The 24,339-nt window shown below is 72.2% G+C and carries 19 protein-coding genes; 12 read left to right on the top strand and 7 right to left on the bottom strand.

Translation table 11 applies throughout. The features are described from left to right. Nucleotides 1–222: 222 nt before the first annotated feature. A complete protein-coding gene (locus AB0O07_RS29460; RefSeq protein ID WP_365639192.1) occupies nucleotides 223–1,008 on the top strand; it encodes a ferritin-like domain-containing protein in 786 nt (261 codons plus the stop codon). 75 nt (nucleotides 1,009–1,083) lie between these two features. Here the strand turns inward: AB0O07_RS29460 and AB0O07_RS29455 are convergent, their stop codons facing one another. Further along, nucleotides 1,084–2,085 carry a magnesium and cobalt transport protein CorA gene (locus AB0O07_RS29455; protein WP_365638873.1) on the bottom strand — a complete coding sequence of 334 codons (1,002 nt, stop codon included), beginning with the start codon at nucleotides 2,083–2,085 and terminating at the stop codon, nucleotides 1,084–1,086. An 83-nt stretch (nucleotides 2,086–2,168) separates the two neighbouring features. Here AB0O07_RS29455 and AB0O07_RS29450 point away from each other — a divergent pair, with 83 nt between their 5' ends. The 4 genes from AB0O07_RS29450 (at nucleotide 2,169) to mshC (ending at nucleotide 6,087) form a co-directional block, all read left to right on the top strand. Beyond that, complete coding sequence (locus tag AB0O07_RS29450) at nucleotides 2,169–2,903, top strand: histidine phosphatase family protein (RefSeq protein ID WP_365638870.1); 735 nt, start codon at nucleotides 2,169–2,171, stop codon at nucleotides 2,901–2,903. A gap of 129 nt (nucleotides 2,904–3,032) precedes the next feature. Then, nucleotides 3,033–3,623, top strand: coding sequence for a DUF3090 domain-containing protein (locus tag AB0O07_RS29445; RefSeq protein ID WP_365638867.1), 591 nt, complete (start codon nucleotides 3,033–3,035; stop codon nucleotides 3,621–3,623). A gap of 164 nt (nucleotides 3,624–3,787) precedes the next feature. Continuing rightward, a complete protein-coding gene (locus AB0O07_RS29440) occupies nucleotides 3,788–4,684 on the top strand; it encodes an SCO1664 family protein (RefSeq protein ID WP_365639189.1) in 897 nt (298 codons plus the stop codon). A gap of 173 nt (nucleotides 4,685–4,857) precedes the next feature. Continuing rightward, nucleotides 4,858–6,087: a cysteine--1-D-myo-inosityl 2-amino-2-deoxy-alpha-D-glucopyranoside ligase gene (mshC, locus tag AB0O07_RS29435; protein ID WP_365638864.1), complete on the top strand. Its 1,230-nt coding sequence runs from the start codon at nucleotides 4,858–4,860 to the stop codon at nucleotides 6,085–6,087. A 56-nt stretch (nucleotides 6,088–6,143) separates the two neighbouring features. On the opposite strand, the gene AB0O07_RS29430 is transcribed toward mshC, so the two are convergent. Further along, the gene (locus AB0O07_RS29430) at nucleotides 6,144–7,277 is read right to left on the bottom strand and encodes a PAC2 family protein (RefSeq protein ID WP_365638863.1); all 1,134 of its coding nucleotides are present in this window, start codon (nucleotides 7,275–7,277) and stop codon (nucleotides 6,144–6,146) included. Nucleotides 7,278–7,539: 262 nt separating this feature from the next. Between AB0O07_RS29430 and AB0O07_RS29425 the strand changes: the two genes are divergently transcribed. The 5 genes from AB0O07_RS29425 to AB0O07_RS29405 all read left to right on the top strand — a co-directional run bounded on the left by AB0O07_RS29425 (nucleotide 7,540) and on the right by AB0O07_RS29405 (nucleotide 13,554). Beyond that, nucleotides 7,540–8,868, top strand: a complete 1,329-nt coding sequence (locus AB0O07_RS29425; protein WP_365638861.1) for an enolase C-terminal domain-like protein — start codon at nucleotides 7,540–7,542, stop codon at nucleotides 8,866–8,868. Further along, complete coding sequence (locus AB0O07_RS29420; RefSeq protein ID WP_365638858.1) at nucleotides 8,865–9,641, top strand: SDR family oxidoreductase; 777 nt, start codon at nucleotides 8,865–8,867, stop codon at nucleotides 9,639–9,641. Before AB0O07_RS29425 ends, AB0O07_RS29420 begins: the two co-directional genes overlap by 4 nt. A gap of 87 nt (nucleotides 9,642–9,728) precedes the next feature. Then, a complete protein-coding gene (locus AB0O07_RS29415) occupies nucleotides 9,729–10,808 on the top strand; it encodes a sugar ABC transporter substrate-binding protein (protein ID WP_365638855.1) in 1,080 nt (359 codons plus the stop codon). 2 nt (nucleotides 10,809–10,810) lie between these two features. Then, the gene (locus AB0O07_RS29410; protein WP_365638853.1) at nucleotides 10,811–12,529 is read left to right on the top strand and encodes a sugar ABC transporter ATP-binding protein; all 1,719 of its coding nucleotides are present in this window, start codon (nucleotides 10,811–10,813) and stop codon (nucleotides 12,527–12,529) included. Beyond that, the gene (locus AB0O07_RS29405; RefSeq protein ID WP_365638850.1) at nucleotides 12,526–13,554 is read left to right on the top strand and encodes an ABC transporter permease; all 1,029 of its coding nucleotides are present in this window, start codon (nucleotides 12,526–12,528) and stop codon (nucleotides 13,552–13,554) included. The genes AB0O07_RS29410 and AB0O07_RS29405 overlap by 4 nt, the downstream gene beginning before the upstream one ends. 84 nt (nucleotides 13,555–13,638) lie before the next feature. Here the strand turns inward: AB0O07_RS29405 and AB0O07_RS29400 are convergent, their stop codons facing one another. The 5 genes from AB0O07_RS29400 to AB0O07_RS29380 all read right to left on the bottom strand — a co-directional run bounded on the left by AB0O07_RS29400 (nucleotide 13,639) and on the right by AB0O07_RS29380 (nucleotide 19,586). Next, the gene (locus AB0O07_RS29400; RefSeq protein ID WP_365638847.1) at nucleotides 13,639–14,310 is read right to left on the bottom strand and encodes a FadR/GntR family transcriptional regulator; all 672 of its coding nucleotides are present in this window, start codon (nucleotides 14,308–14,310) and stop codon (nucleotides 13,639–13,641) included. A 177-nt stretch (nucleotides 14,311–14,487) separates the two neighbouring features. Continuing rightward, nucleotides 14,488–16,098, bottom strand: coding sequence for a glycerol-3-phosphate dehydrogenase/oxidase (locus tag AB0O07_RS29395; RefSeq protein ID WP_365638844.1), 1,611 nt, complete (start codon nucleotides 16,096–16,098; stop codon nucleotides 14,488–14,490). Between the two features lie 72 nt (nucleotides 16,099–16,170). Next, on the bottom strand, nucleotides 16,171–17,718 hold the full coding sequence (glpK, locus tag AB0O07_RS29390) for a glycerol kinase GlpK (RefSeq protein WP_365638842.1): 1,548 nt from the start codon (nucleotides 17,716–17,718) through the stop codon (nucleotides 16,171–16,173). A gap of 46 nt (nucleotides 17,719–17,764) precedes the next feature. Continuing rightward, a complete protein-coding gene (locus tag AB0O07_RS29385) occupies nucleotides 17,765–18,556 on the bottom strand; it encodes an MIP/aquaporin family protein (protein WP_365638839.1) in 792 nt (263 codons plus the stop codon). Nucleotides 18,557–18,803: 247 nt separating this feature from the next. Then, nucleotides 18,804–19,586, bottom strand: coding sequence for an IclR family transcriptional regulator (locus AB0O07_RS29380; protein WP_365639186.1), 783 nt, complete (start codon nucleotides 19,584–19,586; stop codon nucleotides 18,804–18,806). A 222-nt stretch (nucleotides 19,587–19,808) separates the two neighbouring features. Here AB0O07_RS29380 and metH point away from each other — a divergent pair, with 222 nt between their 5' ends. Both metH and AB0O07_RS29370 read left to right on the top strand, forming a co-directional pair. Then, nucleotides 19,809–23,318: a methionine synthase gene (gene metH, locus AB0O07_RS29375; RefSeq protein ID WP_365638836.1), complete on the top strand. Its 3,510-nt coding sequence runs from the start codon at nucleotides 19,809–19,811 to the stop codon at nucleotides 23,316–23,318. A 207-nt stretch (nucleotides 23,319–23,525) separates the two neighbouring features. Further along, nucleotides 23,526–24,239 carry an HAD family phosphatase gene (locus AB0O07_RS29370; RefSeq protein WP_365638833.1) on the top strand — a complete coding sequence of 238 codons (714 nt, stop codon included), beginning with the start codon at nucleotides 23,526–23,528 and terminating at the stop codon, nucleotides 24,237–24,239. The last annotated feature ends 100 nt before the right edge of the window (nucleotides 24,240–24,339 follow it).

Genomic DNA, 24,339 nt, shown 5'->3' with positions numbered 1-24,339 from the left:
GGCGACCGGAGCGGTACGGAGTCGTGCCGCGGCCGTGGTGGGGGCTTGCAGGTCTTCCCCGCCACGGCCGTCGCCTACTACAACGCCGCCGGGCCCGTTCGGTTACGGCCTCCGGCGCGCCGATACGCTCCCTCTTTCGGCTCAGTGGGACGCCGCTGCTGTTGCCGCCCCCTGCCCACGCCCGTTGACTCGTTGCGCGGACACCGTACGGAGGTGGCAGTGATGCTCTCGGCCAGAAGCCTGTTCCAGGAGATCCTGGACGACGACCGCACCTACCGGCTCTTCTGCTCCATAGCGGCGAGCGGCGAGGCCCAGGGCGGCTGGGAGAACGGGCGGATCGCCGCCCTGGTGCCCGCGTCACTGAGCCACCTCGCCCCCAAGATCGCCCGGCACGGCGCCGACGAGGACAAGCACGGGCGCATCTTCCGCGCCCTCCTGAAGAGGCGTGGCCTGCGCCCCGTCCAGGTGCCGCCCGAGGCCGACTACACCATGCTGCTCGAACGGCGCGGCATCGGACTCACCCACACGAAGCTGCGCCGTGACGAGCGGCTGACGGAACACGACATCCTCGTCTACCTCGCGCACAGCAGGATCACCGAGCAGCGCGCCGCCGACCAGATGGCCCTGCTCGTACGGTACTTCGGCGACCATCCGGAGATCGGCAAAGCCGTCAGGATGATCAGCGCGGACGAGGACAACCACCTCGCCTACTGCCACGAGGAACTGCTCCGGCTCGCCGGGAGCGGCCACGGCCGCGCCATCCACACCGCCCTGCACACCTGCGCCTCCGCCGAGATCGAGGTCCACCGCCAGGTGAGCCTCGCCGTCATGGACCGGATGGGGCGCCTCCTCGGCTGGCCGGCGCCGAAGGCCCGGACACTCGCCGCCGGCATCCACGCCGCGTACGGGTACGACAGGATCGCCGGACGGCGCCGGATGACCACCCTGACGATGCCCGAACGCCGCGACCCGCTGGGCGGCCCCGCCGCACCCGCCCCGGCCCTCTGAGCCGTCCCGTACGCCCCGGAGCGGCCGGCCCGGCCCGGGCGCCTCTCCGCCCGTCGGTGCGCACCGGAGGCGCGGTCAGAGCCAGCCGCGCCGCTTGAACCCCCGGTGCAGCCCGATCACCGCCACCGCCATCAGCGCGAGCACCGTGGGGTACGCCCACACGTACCGCAGCTCCGGCATGTGCCGGAAGTTCATCCCGTAGATGCCCGCCACCATCGTCGGCACGGCCGCCATCGCCGCCCATGCCGAGATCTTCCGCATGTCGTCGTTCTGCCGGACGCCCATCTGCGCGAGATGCGCGGAGAGGATGTCGGTGAGCAGCCGGTCCAACGCCTCCACCTGCTCGTTGACGTGCAGCAGATGGTCGTTGACGTCCCGGAAGAAGGGCTGCGCGTGCTCGTGCACGAACGGCACCCCCGCGCCCGCGAGGCGCGCCATCGGGGCCGCCAGCGGCCCGGTCGCCCGGCGGAACTCCAGGACCTGCCGCTTGAAGGCGTAGATCCGGGCCGCCGTCGGTGTCGAGGAGGACGAGGAGCCGGAGTCCGGGGCGAACACATCCGCCTCCAGCTCCTCCAGGTCCACCTGGAGTTCGTCGGCGACCTCGACGTAATGGTCGACGACCGCGTCGCTCACCGCGTACAGCACCGAGGTGGGCCCGTGCCGCAGCACCTCGGGCTCGGCCTCCAGACGGCTGCGCACCGCCGTCAGCGGGGCCCCCTCGCCGTGCCGTACGGTCACCACGAACGAGTCGCCTATGAAGACCATCAGCTCCCCCGTGGAGACCGAGTCGTCCCTCGGCTCGTACACCACGGGCTTGAGCACCGCGAAGAGCGAGTCGTCGTAGACCTCCAGCTTGGGCCGCTGATGGGCGTGGAGCGCGTCCTCCACCGCCAGCGGATGCAGCCCGAACTCGCTGCTGACCATGGCGAACTCGGCCGCCGTCGCCTCGTGCAGGCCCAGCCAGAGGAACGCGTCACCCTCGGCGCGCGCCTCGGCGAGCGCGTCGGAGAAGTCGGCGGGCCCGTCGGAGCGGCGGCCGCCGCGGTAGATGGCGCAGTCCACGATCACGGCGGGCATTCTTCCCGTTTCCGGCCGGAAGCGCACCCCCTGTCCCGCCGCCGGGCCGGTGCGCTGTCCTACCCAGCCCCTACCCTTGCTCCATGGCCACGTTGATCCTCGTACGTCATGGGCGGTCCACCGCCAACACCGCGGGCGTGCTCGCCGGATGGACGCCCGGAGTCGCCCTGGACGAGCGCGGCGCCGCCCAGGCCGCCGGCCTGCCGGGGCGCCTCGCGGACATCCCCCTGGCGGCCGTCGTCAGCAGCCCCCTCCAGCGCTGCCAGGAGACCGTGCGCCCGCTGCTGGCGGCCCGGCCCGGGCTGGCCATGGAGACCGACGAGCGGATCGGGGAGTGCCACTACGGGGACTGGTCGGGGCGGAAACTGGCCGAGTTGGCGGACGAACCGCTGATGGAGGTCGTCCAGCGGCACCCCTCCGCCGCGGTCTTCCCCGGCGGCGAGTCGATGCCCGCCATGCAGGCCAGAGCCGTCGCCGCGGTGCGGGAGTGGAACGCGCGGATCGAGGAGGAGCACGGCCCGGACGCCGTCTTTCTGATGTGCTCCCACGGGGACGTCATCAAGGCGCTCGTGGCCGACGCCCTCGGCATGCACCTCGATCTCTTCCAGCGCGTCCATGTCGACCCCTGCTCGCTGACCGTGGTCCGCTACACCCGGCTCCGCCCCTTCCTGCTGCGTCTCGGGGACACCGGGGAACTGGCCGGGCTGGCCCCGCGCGCCACCCCCGGCGACGGTGCGGGCGGCGACGGCGCGAGCGCCGGGAGCGGTGCGCGGGACGACGCCGACGGTGTGGTGGGGGGCGGCGCGGGAGCACCGTGATCGCCGGGAGCAGTAGGGTGGACGCGCCGTCCGCGGGATCCGGGCGGCCCTCCCGGACTCCGGTCCGCGCGATGCCCTTCCCGCAAGGCCCTTTCCGACGACTGACGACGATTTCCAAGGGAGCAGGACGTGTCCCGTCAGGTGTTCCTCTACGACCCGCCGGACCGCTTCGTGGCCGGTACGGTCGGGCTGCCTGGGCGCCGTACCTTCTTCCTCCAGGCCTCCGCCGGAGGGCGGGTGACCAGCGTCGCCCTGGAGAAGACGCAGGTGGCCGCGCTCGCTGAGCGGATCGATGAACTGCTGGACGAGGTGGTCCGCCGTACCGGCGGCAACGCGCCCGTCCCCGCCGTGGCGCCCACGGAGATCGCCGACTCCGCCCCGCTCGACGCCCCCGTCGAGGAGGAGTTCCGGGTCGGCACGATGGCGCTGGCCTGGGACGGCGACGAACAGCGCATGATCGTCGAGGCGCAGGCGCTCGTCGAACTCGACGCCGAGAGCGACGAGGACCTGGCCGAGGCCGAGGAGCGGCTGCTCCAGGACGAGGAGAACGGGCCGCCGATGCTCCGGGTCCGGCTCTCCGGCGCCCAGGCCAGGGCCTTCGCCAAGCGCGCCCTGGACGTGGTCAACGCGGGCCGCCCGCCGTGCCCGCTCTGCAGTCTGCCGCTCGACCCGGAAGGACACGTATGCCCGCGCCAGAACGGATACCGGCGGGGCGCGTGACCACGCCCGAGGCCGGCCCCGCCGACCGGACACCGGCCGCCCCGGGCCTGGCCGCCACGGGCCCGGACGGTGCGCGCCCGGCCGACCGGGCACCGGCCGCCGACGACCGTGTCACGGGCCCCGACGACCGCGTCACGGCCGACGAGAGCCGGGTCCTCCGGGAGCTGATCACCCATGGCGAGCTGACCGTACGCGGCCGGATCCGTGAGGCGTCCAACGCGGTGCTGTACTGCTCCGTCGTCCACCAGGGCCGTACCGCCCACTGCGTCTACAAACCCGTCGCGGGGGAGCGGCCCCTGTGGGACTTCCCCGACGGGACGCTCGCCCAGCGCGAGGTGGCCGCGTACGAGGTCTCCGAGGCGACCGGCTGGGGGCTCATCCCGCCGACGGCGCTCCGCGAGGGGCCGTACGGCCAGGGCATGTGCCAGCTCTGGATCGAACCGGCGACCGAACCGGAAGCCGGCACTCCGGAAGAGCCGGAGGCCGGGACGCGGGCCGGGGGCGCGCCGGCCGGGGGCGCGCCGGACCAGGACAGCGGCGGCGCCGTCGACCCGGGCGGCGACGGTACGGACCCGGCGCGACCGCTGCTCGCGCTGGTCGAGGAGGACGAACCGGGACCGGGGTGGAAGGCCGTCGCCGCCGCCGAGGTCGGCGAGGGGCGCACCGCCCTGCTGGTGCACGCCGACGACGCCCGGCTGCGCCGCCTCGCCGTGCTCGACGCGGTGATCAACAACGGCGACCGCAAGGGCGGCCATCTGCTGCCGGCGCCCGACGGCCGGCTCTACGCCATCGACCACGGCGTCACCTTCCATGTGGAGGACAAACTCCGCACCCTGCTCTGGGGATGGGCCGGTGAGCGCCTGACCGACGAGGCGCTGGAGATGCTCGACCGGCTCGCCGGTGCCCTGGCGGAGGGCGCGCCCCTCGCCACCCGACTGGCCGAGCTGATCACCCCGGCCGAGACCGACGCCGTACGCGCCCGGGTCCGTGAACTCCGCCACACGCGCCGCCATCCCGAACCCTCCGGCCAGTGGCCCGCGATCCCCTGGCCGCCGGTCTGACACCACGCCGGGCGCCTTGGCCCGCCCGCCCGGCGCCCGCTCCCGCCGGTGCGGAGGCGGGCCGGCGGCCGGACGGGCGCAGCACCCGGGGGCGGTTCGCGCAAGAGCGCCCAACCGGCCAAGGGCGGGTATCCGGTTCGTATCCGGAACTTCCGTCCGGTTACGCTCATGACATGCATGCCTGGCCCGCTTCCGACGTCCCCGCCCTGCCTGGCAAGGGCCGCGACCTCAGGATTCATGACACCTCGACCGGTGGCCGAGTCACGCTTGAGCCCGGTCCCGTCGCCCGTATCTACGTCTGCGGCATCACCCCGTACGACGCGACCCATATGGGTCACGCGGCGACCTACAACGCGTTCGACCTCGTCCAGCGCGTATGGCTCGACACGAAGCGGCAGGTCCACTACGTCCAGAACGTCACCGACGTCGACGACCCGCTGCTGGAGCGCGCGGAGCGGGACGGAGTGGAGTGGACCGGGCTCGCGGAGCGCGAGACCGCCCTCTTCCGGGAGGACATGACCGCCCTGCGGATGCTCCCGCCCCAGCACTACATCGGCGCCGTCGAGGCGATACCGGGCATCGTGCCGCTGGTGGAGCGGCTGCGCGAGGCGGGTGCCGCCTATGAACTCGAAGGCGACATCTACTTCTCCGTGGCGGCCGATCCGCACTTCGGCGAGGTCTCCCGGCTCGACGCCGAGGCGATGCGGCTGCTCTCCGCCGAGCGGGGCGGCGACCCGGACCGGCCGGGCAAGAAGAACCCGCTCGACCCGGTCCTCTGGCTCGCCGCCCGCCCCGGCGAGCCGAGCTGGGACGGCGGCTCCCTCGGGCCCGGCCGGCCCGGCTGGCACATCGAGTGCGTGGCCATCGCCCTCGACCACCTCGGCATGGGCTTCGACGTCCAGGGCGGCGGCAGCGATCTCGCCTTCCCGCACCACGAGATGGGCGCCTCGCACGCCCAGGCCCTCACCGGCGAGCACCCGTTCGCCCAGGCGTATGTGCACGCGGGGATGGTCGGGCTCGACGGCGAGAAGATGTCCAAGTCGCGGGGGAACCTGGTCTTCGTCTCGGCGCTGCGCCGGGACGGCGTGGACCCGGCGGCGATCCGGCTCGCGCTCCTCGCGCACCACTACCGGGGCGACTGGGAGTGGACCGACCAGGTCCTCCAGGACGCCGTGGCGCGCCTCGGACGCTGGCGCGCTGCGGTCTCGCGGCCGGACGGCCCGGCCGCCGAGGCCCTGGTCGAGGAGGTGCGCGCGGCGCTCGCCGACGATCTGGACGCCCCCGCCGCGCTCGCCGCCGTCGACCGCTGGGCGGCGGAGCAGGAGGCCACGGGCGGCGCCGACGAGGGGGCGCCGGGGCTGGTCTCCCGTACGGTCGACGCGCTGCTGGGCGTCGCGCTCTGACGGACGGTACGGAGCGGGGGACGGTGCCGTGGCGGCGCCGTCCCCCGCCGGCCGTGTCAGCCGTCGGACGTGTCCTCGTCGTCCCCCTGCTCACGGCCGGGGTCCCGCTCCCCGGGGCGGCCCGAGCCCTTCTCCGTATCCGAGGTACCGGACGTGTCCGAGGTACCGGACGAGCCCGGCGCGCCGCCGCCGGAACCCGGTGCCGCCGTGCCCGGTCCGCCGCGCTGCGGCCGGGGCGGGCGGGTGCGGCCCCCGGGGGTCTCCCGGCCGCCCGGCGCGTCGCGGAGGAATGACGGTCCCTCACCGCTCTCCGTGGCGTGGCCGCCCGGCGCGGCGGCGGGTCCGGCACCCCCGTCCCTGCGCCGCAGATACCGTTCGAACTCCCGGGCGATCGCCTCGCCGGAGGCCTCCGGCAGCTCCGCGGTGTCCCGCGCCTCCTCCAGCGACTGCACGTACTCGGCGACCTCGCTGTCCTCGGCGGCCAGTTGGTCCACCCCGAGCTGCCAGGCCCGGGCGTCCTCGGCCAGTTCGCCCAGCGGGATCCGCACCCCGATCAGGTCCTCCAGCCGGTTGAGCAGGGCCAGCGTCGCCTTCGGGTTGGGCGGCTGCGACACATAGTGCGGTACGGCGGCCCACAGGCTCACCGCCGGTACGCCCGCGTGCGTGCACGCCTCCTGGAGGATGCCGACGATGCCGGTCGGACCCTCGTACCGGGTCTCCTCCAGGTCCATCGTCCTGGCCAGGTCCGCGTCCGAGGTGACCCCGCTGACCGGCACCGGCCGGGTGTGCGGGGTGTCGCCGAGCAGCGCGCCCAGGATGACCACCATCTCCACACCCAGCTCATGGGCGAAGCCCAGCAGCTCGTTGCAGAAGGAACGCCACCGCATGGACGGTTCGATCCCGCGGACCAGGACCAGGTCGCGGGGGGTCTCCCCGCCCACCCGGACCACGGAGAGCCGGGTGGTCGGCCAGGTGATCCTGCGCTGGCCGCCTTCCATGAAGACCGTGGGCCGGTTGACCTGGAAGTCGTAGTAGTCCTCGGCGTCGAGCGCCGCGAACACCTCGCCCTTCCACTCCCTGTCCAGATGACCCACCGCTGTGGAGGCGGCGTCGCCCGCGTCGTTCCAGCCCTCGAACGCGGCCACCATGACCGGGTCGATCAGCTCGGGAACTCCTTCGAGCTCGATCACCCAGTGCCTCCTTCCGAAGTTCCTCGTGTACGCACCAACCTTACGGCTTCGACGGTGCCCGTCCGCAGCCCCGTGCACACTCCGCGCACGCGTGCGCTCACCGGGCCACGACCTCCCAGAGCGTATCCACTTTCCCGGCGATTCATCCGAGCTGTGGCCTTGAATTCACCCCGGGCTCTGGACGTCCGGACGCCAATGGCGCTATACATCGGATGACTGAAGAGATCCGATGTTCTTCCCAGTTCTTCCCAAAGGGGCGTGCATGAGCCAGACCGTCACGGGGTTCGAGGTACACGACATCCGGTTCCCCACCTCGGAACAGCTCGACGGCTCCGACGCCATGAACCCCGACCCCGACTACTCGGCGGCCTATGTCGTGCTGCGTACCCAGGACGGCACCGAAGGACACGGCTTCTGCTTCACCATCGGACGCGGCAACGACATCACCGCCGCCGCCATCGAGGCGCTGCGCCCCTATGTCCTCGGCAGACCGGCGCCGCTCACCGCGGCCGGCCTCGGGGCGCTCTCCACCGAGCTGACCCATGACTCCCAACTCCGCTGGCTCGGCCCCGAGAAGGGCGTCACACACATGGCCGCGGGCGCCGTCATCAACGCCGCCTGGGACCTGGCGGCCCGCACCGCCGGACTCCCCGTCTGGGAGTTCCTGGCCGCCATGACCCCCGAGGAACTGGTCTCGCTCGTGGACTTCCGCTACCTCACCGATGTCCTCACCCCCGAGGACGCGCTCGCCATCCTGCGCGCCGCCGAACCCGGCCGCGCCGAACGGGCCGCCCGGCTCCGCGGCGAGGGATACCCCGCGTACACCACCTCGCCCGGCTGGCTCGGCTACTCCGACACCAAGATGGTCGCCCTCGCGGAACAGGCCGTCGCCGACGGCTTCCAGCAGATCAAACTCAAGGTCGGCGGCGACCCCGCCGACGACGTCCGGCGGATGCGGCTGGCCCGCGCCGCCGTCGGCCCCGCCGTCCGGATCGCCGTCGACGCCAACCAGCGGTGGGACGTGGCCGAGGCGGTACGCCGGCTCGCCGACCTCGCCCCGTACGACCCGCACTGGATCGAGGAGCCCACCAGCCCCGACGACATCCTCGGCCACGCCGCCGTCCGGGCCGGCCAGCCGGTCAAGGTGGCCACCGGCGAACACATCGCCAACCGGGTCGTCTTCAAGCAGCTCCTCCAGGCCGGCGCCGTCGACTACGTCCAGATCGACGCCGCCCGCGTCGCCGGGGTCAACGAGAACCTGGCCGTCCTGCTGCTCGCCGCCAAGTACGGCGTCCCGGTCTGCCCGCACGCCGGCGGTGTCGGCCTCTGCGAGCTCGTCCAGCACCTCGCGATGTTCGACTACGTCGCCGTCTCCGGCACCACCGAGGGGCGCGTCATCGAGTACGTCGACCACCTCCACGAACACTTCGCCGACCCCGTGGTGATCGTCTCGGGACGGTACGCCGCCCCCGGCGCACCGGGCTTCTCCGCCCGTATGCTCCCCGAGTCGATCGCCGCCCACCGCTACCCCGACGGGCCCGTATGGCAGGCCCGGCGCACCACCCGACACGCAACGGAGATCCCCTCATGACCGCCGCACGCGACTTCGACGGACTCGGCGCCCTGGTCACCGGCGGCGCCTCGGGCATCGGCGCGGCCATCGCCGCCCTGCTCCTGGCGCGCGGCGCCCGGGTCGCCGTACTCGACCGCGCCACGGCGGGCGCCCCCGCCGGGGCCCTCGCGCTGACCGCCGATGTCACCGACGACGCGGCGGTACGGGCGGCGGTCGACGCGGCGGCGGCCGAGTTCGGCGCCCTCCACACCGTGGTCTCCAACGCGGGCATCGGCGCCATCGGCACCGTCGAGGACAACCCGGACGACGAGTGGCAGCGCGTCCTCGACATCAACGTCCTCGGCATGGTGCGGGTGGCCCGGCACGCCCTGCCCCATCTGCGCCGGGCCGCCGCCGACCGCCCCGGCGCCGTCTCCATCACCCACACCTGCTCCATCGCCGCCACCGCCGGGCTGCCGCAGCGCGCCCTGTACTCCGCGAGCAAGGGCGCCGTACTCTCGCTGACCATGGCCATGGCCGCCGACCACGTACGGGAGGGCATCCGCGTCAACTGCGTCAACCCCGGTACCGCCGACACCCCCTGGGTGGGACGCCTCCTCGACCAGGCGCGGGACCCGGCGGCCGAACGGGCCGCCCTCGAAGCGCGCCAGCCCACCGGACGGCTGGTCTCCGCCGACGAGGTCGCCGCAGCCGTCGGCTACCTCGCCTCCCCGGCCGCCGCGGCCGTCACCGGTACGGCGCTCGCCGTCGACGGCGGCATGCAGGGCCTCCGCCTGCGCCCCGCCACCTGACCCTCGTACCACCGCACAAGCCCCCGTACGTCCCCGGAGAACAGCGCATCCCGCACGCACCGCCTCCAAGTGACAAGGACGGGACCCATGCCGCGACCGACCGGGGGACGCTCCCCCCTGCGCAGACCGCGTACGGCCACCACCTCGGCCTGTGCCTTATTACTGGTCGCCGTCGCCGCCCTGACCGGGTGCAACCGGGGCGAGGAGGGCGGAAAGGGGGGCGGCGCCGGCGCGGTCGGCATCGATCTGCCCCGTAACGACAGCGACTTCTGGAACTCCTACCAGCAGTACATCGAGCAGGGCGTCAAGGCCGGTGAGGTCCGCGCCCTCCCGCTCACCAACTCGCAGAACGACATCGGCAAGCTCGTCTCCAATGTCCAGGCCCTCACCGACCAGGGCGCCAAGGCCATCGTCATGGCCCCGCAGGACACCGGCGCGATCGCCGAGACGCTGAAGACGCTCCAGGAGAAGAAGATCCCCGTCGTCAGCGTCGACACCCGGCCCGACCAGGGCCAGGTCTACATGGTGGTACGGGCCGACAACCGCGCCTACGGCGAGCAGGCCTGCCGCTTCCTCGGCGAGCGGCTGAAGGGCAAGGGCAAGGTCGCCGAGTTCCAGGGCGACCTCGCCTCGATCAACGGGCGGGACCGCTCGGAGGCGTTCAAGAGCTGTATGACCCGTGAGTTCCCCGGGATCCAGGTCTTCGAGCTGGCCACCGAGTGGAAGGGCGACGTCGCCTCCGCCAAGCTCCAGTCCACCCTCGCCGCCCACCCCGACCTCGGCGGCATCTACATGCAGGCGGGCGGCGTCTTCCTCCAGCCCACCCTCGCGCTGCTGGAGCAGAAGAAGCTCCTCAAAGCGCCGGACCGGGCCGGGCATATCGCGATCATCTCCAACGACGGCATCCCCGAGGAACTCGACGCCATCCGGGCCGGGAAGATCGACGCCACCGTCTCCCAGCCCGCCGACCTCTACGCCACGTACGCGCTCCGCTGGGCGAAGCGGGCGCTGGCCGGCGAGACACCGAAGACCGGGACCACCGACCACGGCTCCACCGTCGTCGAGATCCCGGGCGGCTTCGAGGACCAGCTCCCCGCGCCCCTGGTCACCAAGGAGAACGTGGACGACCCGAACCTCTGGGCCAACCAGCTCGACCAGGGGCGCTAGCCATGGCCCGGGACCCCGACGCCGCCGCGCCCGCCGCTCCGGCTCCGCACCCGGCCGCGCCCGCCGCCGTGGAGGCCGCATCCATCGTCAAGCGCTTCGGGCCCACCGTCGCGCTCGACGGCGCCGGCATCACCGTGGGCCCCGGCGAGTCGCACGCCCTCGTCGGCCGCAACGGCGCGGGCAAGTCCACCCTGGTCGGGGTCCTGACCGGGCTGCACCGGCCGGACGCGGGGACGGTCCGGTTCGGCGGGGAGCCCGCGCCCGCCGCCGGGGACACCGCGGCCTGGCGGACCCGGGTCGCCTGCGTCCACCAGAAACCGATGATCGTCCCCGAACTGACCGTCGCCGAGAACCTCTTCCTCAACCACTACGGCCCCACGGTCCCCGGATCGCGCTCCGGATCCCGCCCCGCCGCCCGCCGCCTCATCGACTGGCGGGGGGTGCGCCGCAGTGCCCGCGAACTTCTCGCGGAGTACGGCGTCGAGGCCGACCCGGACGCCCGCGCCAAGGATCTCCCGGTCGAGCAGCGGCAGTTCGTCGAGATCGCCCGGGCGCTCTCCTTCGGCGCCCGCCTGATCATCCTGGACGAGCCCACCGCCCAGCTCGACGCCGCCGGCATCCGCCGGCTCTTCGTCAAACTCCGCGAACTCCGCGCGAAGGGGGTGGCGTTCCTCTTCATCTCGCACCACCTCCAGGAGGTGTACGAGCTCTGCACCACCGTCACCGTCTTCCGCGACGCGCGCCGGGTGCTGACCGCCCCCGTGGCCTCCCTCGGCCGGGCCGACCTGGTCGCCGCGATGACCGGGGACACCGGGGGGACGGCCGCCGCCAGGAGCGCCGCCCGCCCCGCCGCCCCGGCCCCGGCGGCGCCGCCCCGGCCCGTACTGGAGGTCCACGGGCTCACCCGCACCGGCGAGTTCGGCCCGCTCGACCTCGCCGTACACCCCGGTGAAGTGCTCGGCGTGGCGGGCGCGGCGGCCGGCGGCACCACCGCGCTCGGCGAGACCCTGGCCGGGATGCGCGCGGCGTCCGCCGGGCGGATCGCCGTGCACGGCCGTACGGTACGGCCCGGCAGCGTCCCGGACGCGCTGGACGCGGGCATCGGCTACATCCCCGAGGACCGGCACAGCCAGGGGCTCATCCCGGAGCGGAGCATCGCGGAGAACGTCACCCTCACCGTGGCCGGGAGCCTCGGACCGTGGGGGACCGTACGGCCCGCCCGGGTACGGGAGTTCGCCCAGTCGATGATCGACTCCCTGGACATCAGGACGCGCGGCCCCGCCCAGCCGGTCTCCGGGCTCTCCGGCGGCAACCAGCAGAAGGTCGTCGTCGCCCGCGCCCTGGCACGCGGACCCGCCGCGCTGATCGCCGTACGGCCCACGGCGGGCGTCGACGTCCGCTCCAAGGAAGCGCTGCTCGGCGTGGTGCGGAAGGTGGCCGACGAGGGCCGGGCCGCGGTGATCATCTCCGACGAGGTGGACGACCTGCGGATCTGCGACCGGGTGCTCGCGCTCTTCCACGGGCGGGTGGTGGCCGCGTTCGGCGACGCGTGGAGCGACGGGGAACTGGTCGCGGCGATGGAAGGCGTCGGCGGCCAGGACGGCCAGGACGGTCAGGACAGCCAGGACGGCCAGGGCAGCCGGGACACCGCGGACAACACCGCGGACAACACCGCGGTGACCGGCGAGGACGACGACAACGACGAGGAGGCGCGGGGATGACCGGCACCGTACAGGCGGAGGCGACGGCCGGGGCCGGGGCGCCGGGACCGCTCCACCGGCTCGGGCCGGTCCGCTGGAGCGACTTCTCGCTCGTCCCGGTGATCCTGGTGCTGATGGTGATCGGCTTCATCGTCTCGCCGGTCTTCCTCACCTCCGGCAACCTGATCAGCGTCGTCCAGCAATCCTCCGAACTGAGCCTTCTCGTGCTCGGTCAGGCGCTCATCCTGATCTGCGGCCGGATGGACCTCTCCCTGGAGTCGACCATCGGCATCGCGCCGGTCCTCGCCATGTGGCTGGTGCTCCCCGCCGAAGGCGGCCGGTTCGCAGGGCTCGGGGCGCTGCCCGTCTGGACGGCGGTCCCCGTCTGTCTGCTGGCCGGCGCGGCCATCGGCGGGATCAACGGCTTTCTCATGCTGAAGCTCCGCGTCAACGGCTTCATCGCCACCCTCGGCATGCTCACCATGCTGCGCGGTCTCCACATCGGCATCACCGAAGGCAAGTCGATCACCGATGTCCCGGAGTCCTTCCGGTACCTCGGCAAGACCGACTGGCTGGGCGTCCCGGCCGCCGTCTGGATCTGCCTGGCGCTCTTCGCGCTGGGCGGCGCGGCGCTGGCCCGGCTCCGCCACGGGCGGTCGCTGTACGCGATCGGCGGCAACCCGGAGGCGGCCCGCGCCGCCGGGATCCGGGTGGACCGGGTCACCTGGGTGGTCCTGGCGCTCGGCGGGCTGCTGGCGGCGTTCGCCGGCATCCTCTACACCGGCCACTACGGCTCGGTCGCGGCCACCCAGGGCAACGGGTGGATCTTCCAGGTCTTCGCGGCGGCGGTGATCGGCGGGATCAGCCTGCGCGGCGGGCGCGGCACGCTCTTCGGCGCGCTGACGGGTGTCCTCACCCTCCAGCTCGTGGTGAACGTGATGACGCTCGCGGGCGTCCCCGCGCTCTGGAACCAGTTCCTCAACGGCGCCATCATCATCGTCGCGCTGGTCATCTCCCGGTTCGCCAGCGGCGAGCGCCAGGACTGAGCGCCGGGACCGGGGGACCGGGCGTCGGGACCGGGCGCCGGGCCGGGCGGCGCACGCGGGGGTACGGATCCACCCGTACCCCCGTCACAGCGTCGATCTGAGCCACATCTCCACGCTCGCGATATGCACCGTGGCCCAGGACCTGGCCGCCTCGGCGTCCCGGTCGCGGAGCGCCGAGAGGATCGCCCGGTGCTCGTGGAGCGTCCGGCTGACGGCGTCCTCCTGGGTCAGCCCGCGCCAGATCCGCGCCCGGGTGGTGGGCCCGGAGAGCCCGTCGAGGAGCGAGCAGAGCACCGCGTTCCCGGACTGGCGCACGATCCCGTGGTGGAACTTCAGGTCGGCGGCGACCAGCTCCTCCACCGAGGGCTCCGGGCCGAGCGCGTCGAGCTGGGCGTCGAGGGCGTCCAGCTCCTCCTCGGTGATCCGGGCGCTGGCCATCGCGGTGGCGGCCGGTTCGAGTATCCGGCGTACGGCGAGGAACTCCAGCACGGTGTCGTCGCGGTGGAAGTCCACCACGAAGCTCAGCGCCTCCAGCAGGAGCTGCGGGGCGAGGCTGGTCACATACGTACCGTCGCCCTGGCGCACGTCGAGAATGCGGATCAGCGAGAGGGCGCGCACCGCCTCGCGCAGCGAGTTCCGGGAGAGCCCCAGCTCCGCGGCGAGTTCGCTCTCCTTGGGCAGGCGGTCGCCGGGACGCAGCGCGCCGGAGACGATCATCCCCTTGATCCGCTCGATGGCCTCGTCGGTGACAGCCATGGGCAACCCCTCCATACATCCGATGTATCGGCACCCATTATGCGTCCCGCGAGGGGCCCGGGACGCACGGAGAGGGACGCGTTCCGGACCACGCGTCCCTCTTCCGTCCCCGTCTCGTACGGATGTGCTCTTCCCGGGGCCTCCCGACGGGGGCGGCGGCGACGGAGGCGGTACGGCTCAGTCGCGCTTGCCCAGCAGGTCCTCCACCCGGGCCCGGATCCCGTCCGTGGCAAGACCCCGGATGGTCAGGGTGGTCCGGCGGCGCAGCACGTCGTCGACGGTCTGGGCCCATTCGTGGTCCCGGGCGTAGACGACCTGCGCCCAGATCTCCGGCGCCTCCGGGTGGATCCGCTCGGCCAGCTCGGGGAACTCGTTGGCCAGCCGCACGATGTCGAAGGCGAGCGAACCGTAGTGGGTGGCCAGGTGGCGCGCGGTGTCCACGGCCATCGAGGGCCCCGTACCACCGCCGTCGATCAGCAGCCGGTGCGCCACCGCGTTGGGGCTGGCGATCCCGGGCAGCGGGAGCTTCTTGGGCAGCCGCGCCATCGGCTCCATGCCCTCGCCGAGCGGATGGCCCGGCAGGGTGGCCAGCTTGTGCATGACGGTGCGGCCGATGTGGCGGAAGGTCGTCCACTTGCCGCCCGCGACCGAGAGCATGCCGCCCCGGCCCTCGGTGACCACCGTCTCGCGCTTGGCCTTGGAGGTGTCGCCGGGGCCGCCGGGCAGCACCCGCAGCCCGGCGAAGGAGTACGTCATGAGGTCGCGCGAGAGCTGCTGGTCACGGACGGAGAAGGCGGCCTCGTCGAGGATCTGGGCGATGTCCTTCTCGGTGACCGCGACATCCTCGGGCGGGCCCTCGTACTCCTCGTCGGTGGTGCCGAGCAGCAGCATGTCCTCCCAGGGGAGGGCGAAGGTGATGCGGTACTTGTCGATGGGGGTGGCCAGGGCGGCCTTCCAGGGGGCGGTGCGCCTGAGCACCAGGTGCGCGCCCTTGGAGAGCCGGATGGAGGGGCCCGCGTTCGGGTTCTCCATCCGGCGCAGGTGGTCGACCCAGGGGCCGGTCGCGTTGAGCACCAGCCGGGCGTCGACGCCGAACTCCGTACCGTCGATACGGTCGCGCAGCTCGGCGCCGGTGACCCGGCCACCGGTGAAGCGCAGCCCGGTGACCGTGGCGTGGTTGAGGACGGTGGCGCCGGAGTCGACCGCGGCGCGCACCGTCATCAGCGCCATCCGCGCGTCGTTCATCTGGTCGTCGCCGTAGACGGCCACGGCCTGGAGGTTGTCCGTACGGAGCTCGGGCACGGCCTGGCGGGCCCTGGCCGGGGAGATCACATGGCCGACGCCGTCGCCGAACGCGGAGAGCGCGGAGTAGGCGAAGACGCCCGCGCCGAGCTTGGCCGCGCTGTGCGGGCCGCCCCGGTAGACGGGGAGGTAGAAGGTGAGCGGGTTGGCCAGGTGCGGCGCCACCTGCCGGGAGACGGCCCGCCGCTCGAAGTGGTTCTCGGCGACCAGCTTGACCGCGCCGGTCTGGAGGTAGCGCAGCCCGCCGTGGAGGAGCTTGGAGGAGGCGGACGAGGTGGCGCCGGCGAAGTCGCCGCCGTCCACCAGGGCCACCCGCAGTCCCGACTGGGAGGCATGCCAGGCGGTGGAGATGCCCAGGATGCCGCCGCCTATCACCAGGAGGTCGTAGGTCGCGCCGGACAGTTGGTCCCGGGTCTCGGCGCGGCTCGGCAGGGTGCCGCCGGCCGGGTGCGTCCCCAGGGCGGGGACGCGGTGCGGGGTGCTCATGCGTAACTCCTCTTCAGCTCGGACCGGCGCGGCCGCGCCGGTCGTGCTGTCTCGGTGGGCCGTTCGGCGGCTCTAGCTGGTGGCGTCGACGTCGAGCCAGCCCTTGGTCCGCTCGACGGCCTTGAGCCAGTTCTTGTACTCGCGGTCACGGGTGGCCGCTTCCATCCGGGGCGTCCACTCGGCGGCCCGGCGCCAGTTGGCGCGCAGCGCGTCGGTGTCCGGCCAGAAGCCCACGGCCAGTCCGGCGGCGTAGGCGGCGCCGAGGCAGGTGGTCTCGGCGACCATGGGGCGCACCACGGGTGCGTCCAGGACGTCGGAGAGCGTCTGCATCAGCAGGTTGTTGGAGGTCATGCCGCCGTCGACCTTCAGCGCGGTCAGCTCGACCCCCGAGTCCTTGGTCATGGCGTCGCTGATCTCGCGGGTCTGCCACGCGGTGGCCTCCAGCACCGCGCGGGCGATGTGCGCCTTGGTGACATAGCCGGTCAGCCCGGCGATGACGCCGCGCGCGTCGGGGCGCCAGTGCGGGGCGAAGAGGCCGGAGAAGGCGGGCACGAAGTAGGCGCCGCCGTTGTCCTCGACCGAGGAGGCCAGGGTCTCGATCTCGGCGGCCGAGTTGATCAGGCCCATCTGGTCGCGCATCCACTGCACCAGCGACCCGGTGACCGCGATGGAGCCCTCCAGGGCGTAGACCGCGGGTTCGTCCCCGATGCGGTAGCCGACCGTGGTCAGCAGTCCGTTGTACGAGTTGACGGGCTTGCCCGCGGTGTTCATCAGCATGAACGTGCCGGTGCCGTACGTCGACTTGGCCTCGCCCTCGGAGAAACAGGTCTGCCCGAAGAGCGCCGCCTGCTGGTCGCCGAGCGCGGAGGCGACCGGGATGCCGTCCAGGGCGCCGCCCTTGGCGTACCCGTACACCTCGGCGGAGGAGCGGATCTCCGGCAGGATCGCGGCGGGGACCCCCATGGAGTCCAGGATCTTCTGGTCCCACTGGAGGGTGTGCAGGTTCATCAGCATGGTGCGCGAGGCGTTGGTGACGTCGGTGACATGGACGCCGCCGTCGGGGCCGCCGGTCAGGTTCCAGATGACCCAGGAGTCCATCGTCCCGAAGAGGATGTCGCCGCGCTCGGCCCGCTCGCGCAGCCCCTCGACGTTGTCCAGCAGCCACCGCGCCTTCGGCCCGGCGAAGTAGCTGGCCAGCGGCAGCCCGGTCTCGCGGCGGAAGCGGTCCTGGCCGACGTTGCGGCCCAGTTCGCGGCAGAGCGCGTCGGTGCGGGTGTCCTGCCAGACGATGGCGTTGTGGACGGGCTCACCGGTGTTCCTGTCCCACAGCAGGGTGGTCTCGCGCTGGTTGGTGATGCCGATGGCCTTGACGTCCGCCGAGGTGATCCCGGCCTTCTCGACGGCGCGGTCCACGACCTCCTGGACATTGGTCCAGATCTCGGTGGCGTTGTGCTCCACCCAGCTCGGCTTCGGGAAGATCTGCTCGTGTTCCTTCTGGTCGACGGCGACGATCCTGCCGTCGCGGTCGAAGACGATGCACCGGCTGGACGTGGTGCCCTGGTCGATGGCGGCGATGAAGGGGCCCGTGCCGTGCGAGTGGGTGGTGGTGGTGTCGCTCACGGTGTCTGCTCCTGCTCGGTTCGGAGAAAGGTTCGGGGAGGGGCGCTCAGGCCAGGGCCAGGTTGTAGAACCCGCCGGCCAGCGCGGCGCCGATCATCGGGGCCACGACCGGTATCCAGGCGTAGCTCCAGTCCGAGCCGCCCTTGTTCGGCAGGGGAAGGAGCGCGTGCACGATACGGGGGCCGAGGTCACGGGCCGGGTTGATGGCGTACCCCGTGGGACCGCCCAGCGAGAGGCCGATGCCGACCACGGCGAACGAGGTGATCAGCACGCCGAGGGTGCCGAGCCCCTTGCCCGAGTCGTTGAGGCCCTGCGTGAGGATCGCGATGACCAGGACGAACGTGGCGATGATCTCCGTCAGCATGTTCTGCGCGACATTGCGGACCTCGGGGCCCGTGGAGAAGATCCCGAGCACGGGACCGGCCTGGGGCGCGGCCTTCTGGTCGACGAGCCCCTCCTCGGCCGGCTGTGCCGCGAGCGTCTCCGGGTCGGTGAGGTGGGCCTTGAACTGGCCGAGGTACGCCACCCAGACGAGGAACGCGCCGATCATCGCCCCCAGCATCTGCGAGCCGATGTAGAGCGGTACGTCGCCCCAGGCGACACCGCCCTTGATCGCCAGACCGAGGGTGACGGCCGGGTTGAGCAGGGCGCCGGAGATGGGTGCGGCGAGATACGCGCCGACCATGACCGCGAAGCCCCAGCCGAAGCTGATGGCGACCCAGCCCGCGTTCTGGGCCTTGGAGCGCTTGAGAACGACCGCGGCGACCACGCCGCCACCGAGCAGGATCAACAGGGCGGTACCTGTGACCTCGCCTATGAAGATGTCGAAGTTGGACACCCGAGACTCCTTCGTCCAGGGGGGAGGCAAACCTCCGGTGAGCACCAGTGGTCCGCGCCTTCGGATGAGGCGTTACCCGCGGTGGCGTTGTCACACACTAAATCGTATTACCGGTAGGTGTTCGACAATGCCGACCGTTGACCGGCAGTTTTGCCCTTCTTCTGGTATGTCGTCAAGGGTGGTGTGGTCGAAACTTCGGCCGGCACCCCAACCGAAACGTCCTACGCCCGATGATCGGGCATCGCGCTCAGAACCGCCCGGCGCCGATGTCCCGGGAGACCGCCCTGGCGCACTCGCGTACCGCCGCCACCAGCTCCGACCGCACCTCCCCGGCCGGGCAGATCCGTTCCACCGCGCCGGTGATCGCGATCGCCCCCACCGGCATCTTCCGCCGGTCGTGGATGGGCGCGGCCACCGCGGCGACGCCCTCCCAGGTCTCCTCCACGTCGGCGGCCCAGCCGCGCGCCCTGGTCAGATCGAGGACCGCCTCGAAATCCGCCAGACCGGTGATCGTCCTCGGGGTGAAGGCGGTCCGCTCGCTCTCCACCGCCTCGGCGTGCGCCACCGGGTCGTACGCCGAGATCACCTTGCCCAGCGCGGTCGAGTGCATCGGCTGCATGGCCCCCACCTCCAGGACCTGCCGGCTGTCGTCGGGGCGGAAGACATGGTGGACGATGAGGACGCCCTGCTGGTGCATGACGCCCAGGTGGACGCTCTCGCCGCTGGAGCGCGCCAGGTCGTCCGTCCAGACCAGGGCGCGGGCCCGCAGCTCGTGCACGTCGAGATAGCTGTTGCCCAGGCGCAGCAGCTCCGCGCCGAGCTGGTACCGCCCCGACGCGGCGTCCTGCTCCACGAACCCCTCGGCCTGGAGCGTGCGCAGGATGCCGTGCGCCGTCCCCTTGGCCAGCCCCACCGAGGAGGCGATGTCGGAGAGGCCGAGCCGCCGCTCGCCCCCGGCGAGCAGCCGGAGCATCGCCGCAGCGCGCTCCAGTGACTGGATGTTCTTGGCCATCGGATCCCCGTCCTCCATGACGTTCGGCAATGCTGAACACTATCGGCCGATGCCGACCTTCTCTCGCTGTGGAGAGGATGTGTCAAGAGTCCCGCACCGCCGGATACCGCAGAGGACAGAATGCCGTCCGCCCGCTGGAACGACGCACCGTGACCGGGCGGTCCCGGCTACGCTGGCGGCGTGTGCCTGCCATCAGCACACGCAGAAGCCGACAGCCGTCGCAGCCCTGGGAGCATTCACATGGCCTCGTTGCCGACCCCCGCCACCGCCAGCCGGACCCGTACCGACGCCCTCCGCGAGGCGCTCGCCACCCGTGTGGTGGTGGCCGACGGAGCCATGGGCACCATGCTCCAGGCCCAGGACCCGACCATGGAGGACTTCCAGGACCTCGAAGGCTGCAACGAGATCCTCAACGTCACCCGCCCGGACATCGTCCGCTCCGTGCACGAGGAGTACTTCGCGGTCGGCGTCGACTGCGTCGAGACCAACACCTTCGGGGCGAACTTCGCCGCCCTCGCCGAGTACGACATCCCCGAGCGCGTTGACGAGCTCTCCGAGAAGGGCGCAGCGATCGCCCGCGAGGTGGCCGACGAGTTCACCGCCACCACCGGACAGCAGCGCTGGGTCCTCGGCTCCATGGGCCCCGGCACCAAGCTCCCCACCCTCGGCCACGCCCCGTACACCACCCTCCGCGACGCCTACCAGCGGAACGCCGAGGGCCTGATCGCCGGCGGCGCCGACGCCCTCCTGGTGGAGACCACCCAGGACCTGCTCCAGACCAAGGCCGCCGTCCTCGGCGCCCGCCGCGCCCTGAAGCTCACCGGCACCGATCTGCCGGTCATCTGCTCCGTCACCGTCGAGACCACCGGCACCATGCTGCTCGGCTCCGAGATCGGCGCCGCGCTCACCGCGCTGGAACCGCTCGGCATCGACATGATCGGCCTGAACTGCGCCACCGGACCCGCCGAGATGAGCGAGCACCTCCGCTACCTCGCCCGGCACTCCCGGATCCCGCTCTCCTGCATGCCCAACGCGGGACTCCCCGTCCTCGGCAAGGACGGCGCGCACTACCCGCTCTCCCCGGCCGAGCTGGCCGACGCCCAGGAGACCTTCGTCCAGGAGTACGGGATGGCCCTGGTCGGCGGCTGCTGCGGGACCACACCGGAGCACCTGCGCCAGGTGGTCGAGCGGGTACGGGGCGCCGCCCTCACCCCCCGCACCCCCCACCCCGAGCCCGGCGCCGCCTCCCTCTACCAGACGGTGCCGTTCCGCCAGGACACCTCGTACCTCGCCATCGGCGAGCGGACCAACGCCAACGGCTCCAAGAAGTTCCGCGAGGCCATGCTCGAAGGACGCTGGGACGACTGCGTGGAGATGGCCCGCGACCAGATCCGCGAGGGCGCCCACCTGCTCGACCTCTGCGTCGACTACGTCGGCCGGGACGGCGTCGCCGACATGGCCGAGCTGGCCGGCCGCTTCGCCACCGCCTCCACCCTGCCCATCGTGCTCGACTCCACCGAACTCCCGGTCCTCCGGGCCGGCCTGGAGAAGCTCGGCGGGCGCGCCGTCATCAACTCCGTCAACTACGAGGACGGCGACGGCCCCGAGTCGCGCTTCACCAAGGTCACCGAACTCGCCGTCGAGCACGGCGCCGCGCTCATCGCCCTCACCATCGACGAGGAGGGCCAGGCCCGCACCGTCGAGCACAAGGTCGCCATCGCCGAGCGGCTGATCACCGACCTCACCACCAACTGGGGAATCCACGAGTCGGACATCCTCATCGACTGCCTCACCTTCACCATCTGCACCGGGCAGGAGGAGTCCCGTGGCGACGGCATCGCCACCATCGAGGCCATCCGCGAACTCAAGCGCCGCCACCCCGACGTCCAGACCACCCTCGGCCTCTCCAACATCTCCTTCGGCCTCAACCCGGCCGCCCGTATCGTCCTCAACTCCGTCTTCCTGGACGAGTGCGTCAAGGCCGGACTCGACTCCGCGATCGTCCACGCCTCCAAGATCCTGCCGATCGCCCGGCTGGAGGAGGAGCAGGTCAAGGCCGCGTACGACCTCATCTACGACCGGCGCGCCGAGGGGTACGACCCGCTCCAGAAGCTCATGGAGCTGTTCGAGGGCGTCAACACCAAGTCGCTCAAGGACGGCCGCGCCGAGGAACTCCTCGCGCTGCCGCTGGAGGAGCGCCTTCAGCGTCGCATCATCGACGGCGAGAAGAACGGCCTGGAGAGCGACCTCGACGAGGCGCTGGAGACCCGGCCGGCGCTCGACATCGTCAACGACACGCTGCTGGAAGGCATGAAGGTGGTCGGTGAGCTCTTCGGCTCCGGCCAGATGCAGCTCCCCTTCGTCCTCCAGTCCGCCGAGGTCATGAAGTCGGCGGTGGCCTATCTGGAACCGCACATGGAGAAGTCGGACGCCGAGGGCAAGGGCACCATCGTCCTCGCCACGGTACGCGGCGATGTCCACGACATCGGCAAGAACCTCGTCGACATCATCCTCTCCAACAACGGCTACAACGTGGTCAACCTGGGCATCAAGCAGCCCGTCGCCGCGATCCTCGACGCCGCCGAGGAGCACCGCGCCGACGTCATCGGCATGTCCGGACTCCTCGTCAAGTCGACCGTCATCATGAAGGAGAACCTGGAGGAGCTGAACCAGCGCCGGATGGCCGCCGACTACCCGGTCATCCTCGGCGGCGCCGCGCTCACCCGGGCCTATGTCGAGCAGGACCTCCACGAGATCTACGAGGGCGAGGTCCGCTACGCCCGCGACGCCTTCGAGGGGCTGCGGCTGATGGACGCGCTCATCGCGGTCAAGCGCGGGGTCCCCGGCGCCACCCTCCCCGAGCTGAAGCAGCGCCGCGTCAAGGCGACCGCGACCGCCGTGGCCGAGGAGCGACCCGAGGAGGGCACGGTCCGCTCGGACGTCTCCGTCGACAACCCCGTGCCCACCCCGCCGTTCTGGGGGACCCGCGTCGTCAAGGGCATCCAGCTCAAGGAGTACGCCTCCTGGCTCGACGAGGGCGCCCTCTTCAAGGGCCAGTGGGGACTGAAGGAGGCCCGCAAGGGCGGCCCCAGCTACGAGGAACTGGTCGAGAGCGAGGGCCGGCCCCATCTGCGCGGCTGGCTGGACCGGCTCCAGACCGGCAACCTGCTGGAAGCCGCCGTCGTCTACGGCTACTTCCCCTGTGTCTCCAAGGGCGACGACCTCATCCTGCTCGGCGAGGACGGCGCCGAGCGCACCCGCTTCACCTTCCCGCGCCAGCGCCGCGGCCGGCGGCTCTGCCTGGCGGACTTCTTCCGCCCGGAGGACTCCGGCGAGACGGATGTGGTCGGCCTCCAGGTCGTCACCGTCGGCTCCAGGATCGGCGCCGCCACCGCGGAGCTCTTCGAGGCCAACGCGTACCGCGACTACCTCGAACTCCACGGGCTCTCCGTCCAGCTCGCCGAGGCGCTCGCCGAGTACTGGCACGCCCGGGTCCGCTCCGAGCTGGGCTTCGCCGGGGAGGACCCCGCCGATGTCGCCGACATGTTCGCCCTGAAGTACCGGGGCGCGCGCTTCTCGCTCGGCTACGGCGCCTGCCCGGACCTGGAGGACCGGGCGAAGATCGCGGAACTGCTGGAGCCGGAGCGGATCGGCGTGGAGCTGTCGGAGGAGTTCCAGCTCCACCCCGAGCAGTCCACGGACGCCATCGTCATCCACCACCCCGAGGCGAAGTACTTCAACGCCCGCTGACCCCGGACGCGCGCCGCCCGGCCCGCCCGCCGGTGCCACCCGCCGGCCGCCCCGTGGCCGCCCGGTGGCCCACCAGCGGATACCGGGCGGCGCGCGTCCCGGGCGAGACGTACACTGGTCGGTCCAGCGCAGGCCGGTCGCCTGTCCGGCGGGGGAACCCCCGTGGGAAGGCGACCGGCCTTCTCGTCCCTCATGGAGGTGTGCCGGATGACCCGCACGGTCCCCGCGTCCTTGACCCGAACGGCCGAAGGCTCCGCCCTTCAGGCCGTCCTGCTCGACATGGACGGCACCCTCGTCGACACCGAAGGCTTCTGGTGGGACGCCGAGGTCCAGGCCTTCAAGGACCTCGGCCATGTCCTCGACGAGGCCTGGCGCGATGTGGTGGTCGGCGGCCCCATGAGCCGCAGCGCGGGCTTCCTCATCGAGGCCACCGGTGCCGACATCACCCTCGCCGAACTGACCGTCCGGCTCAACGACGCCTTCGAGGACCTGATCGGCCGCGGTGTCCCGCTGATGCCGGGCGCCCGCCGGCTGCTCACCGAACTCGCCGCGCACGACATCCCCACCGCCCTGGTCTCCGCCTCGCACCGGCGCATCATCGACCGCATACTCACCTCACTCGGACCGGAGTTCTTCGCGCTCACCGTCGCGGGCGACGAAGTGGACCGCACCAAGCCGCACCCCGACCCGTATCTGCTCGCCGCGCGCGGCCTGGGCGCCGACCCGGCGCGGTGCGCGGTCATCGAGGACACCGCCACCGGGGTCGCCTCCGCCGAGGCCGCCGGGTGCCGGGTCGTCGCCGTACCCTCCGTGGCGCCGATCGCCCCGGCGGCCGGGCGGGTCGTCGTGGGCTCGCTGGAAGAGGTGGACCTGGTATTCCTGCGCGCGCTGATGACCCAAGGGAACCGGACCGTGCACTGAGCGTCGCCGGAAATAAATGACGGGAACTCTCGGCATTGGGGTGGATATTTTCCGTCACTTCACCTGGCGCATTCATGATCCCCGCAAAAGTACCGGGGAG

Source organism: Streptomyces sp. NPDC093085 (assembly GCF_040683935.1).
Lineage (GTDB): Bacteria > Actinomycetota > Actinomycetes > Streptomycetales > Streptomycetaceae > Streptomyces.
Note: the sequence above shows the minus strand (reverse complement) of the source record. Positions and strands in the feature narration are given on the sequence as shown.

What these genes read in the sequence shown, in the direction of transcription:
- AB0O07_RS29460 (WP_365639192.1), top strand. Translation starts at nt 223, where the DNA reads ATGCTCTCGGCCAGAAGCCTGTTCCAGGAGATCCTGGACGACGACCGC.
- AB0O07_RS29455 (WP_365638873.1), bottom strand. Translation starts at nt 2,085, where the DNA reads ATGCCCGCCGTGATCGTGGACTGCGCCATCTACCGCGGCGGCCGCCGC.
- AB0O07_RS29450 (WP_365638870.1), top strand. Translation starts at nt 2,169, where the DNA reads ATGGCCACGTTGATCCTCGTACGTCATGGGCGGTCCACCGCCAACACC.
- mshC (WP_365638864.1), top strand. Translation starts at nt 4,858, where the DNA reads ATGCATGCCTGGCCCGCTTCCGACGTCCCCGCCCTGCCTGGCAAGGGC.
- AB0O07_RS29425 (WP_365638861.1), top strand. Translation starts at nt 7,540, where the DNA reads ATGAGCCAGACCGTCACGGGGTTCGAGGTACACGACATCCGGTTCCCC.
- AB0O07_RS29420 (WP_365638858.1), top strand. Translation starts at nt 8,865, where the DNA reads ATGACCGCCGCACGCGACTTCGACGGACTCGGCGCCCTGGTCACCGGC.
- AB0O07_RS29415 (WP_365638855.1), top strand. Translation starts at nt 9,729, where the DNA reads ATGCCGCGACCGACCGGGGGACGCTCCCCCCTGCGCAGACCGCGTACG.
- AB0O07_RS29410 (WP_365638853.1), top strand. Translation starts at nt 10,811, where the DNA reads ATGGCCCGGGACCCCGACGCCGCCGCGCCCGCCGCTCCGGCTCCGCAC.
- AB0O07_RS29405 (WP_365638850.1), top strand. Translation starts at nt 12,526, where the DNA reads ATGACCGGCACCGTACAGGCGGAGGCGACGGCCGGGGCCGGGGCGCCG.
- AB0O07_RS29400 (WP_365638847.1), bottom strand. Translation starts at nt 14,310, where the DNA reads ATGGCTGTCACCGACGAGGCCATCGAGCGGATCAAGGGGATGATCGTC.
- AB0O07_RS29395 (WP_365638844.1), bottom strand. Translation starts at nt 16,098, where the DNA reads ATGAGCACCCCGCACCGCGTCCCCGCCCTGGGGACGCACCCGGCCGGC.
- AB0O07_RS29380 (WP_365639186.1), bottom strand. Translation starts at nt 19,586, where the DNA reads ATGGAGGACGGGGATCCGATGGCCAAGAACATCCAGTCACTGGAGCGC.
- metH (WP_365638836.1), top strand. Translation starts at nt 19,809, where the DNA reads ATGGCCTCGTTGCCGACCCCCGCCACCGCCAGCCGGACCCGTACCGAC.
- AB0O07_RS29370 (WP_365638833.1), top strand. Translation starts at nt 23,526, where the DNA reads ATGACCCGCACGGTCCCCGCGTCCTTGACCCGAACGGCCGAAGGCTCC.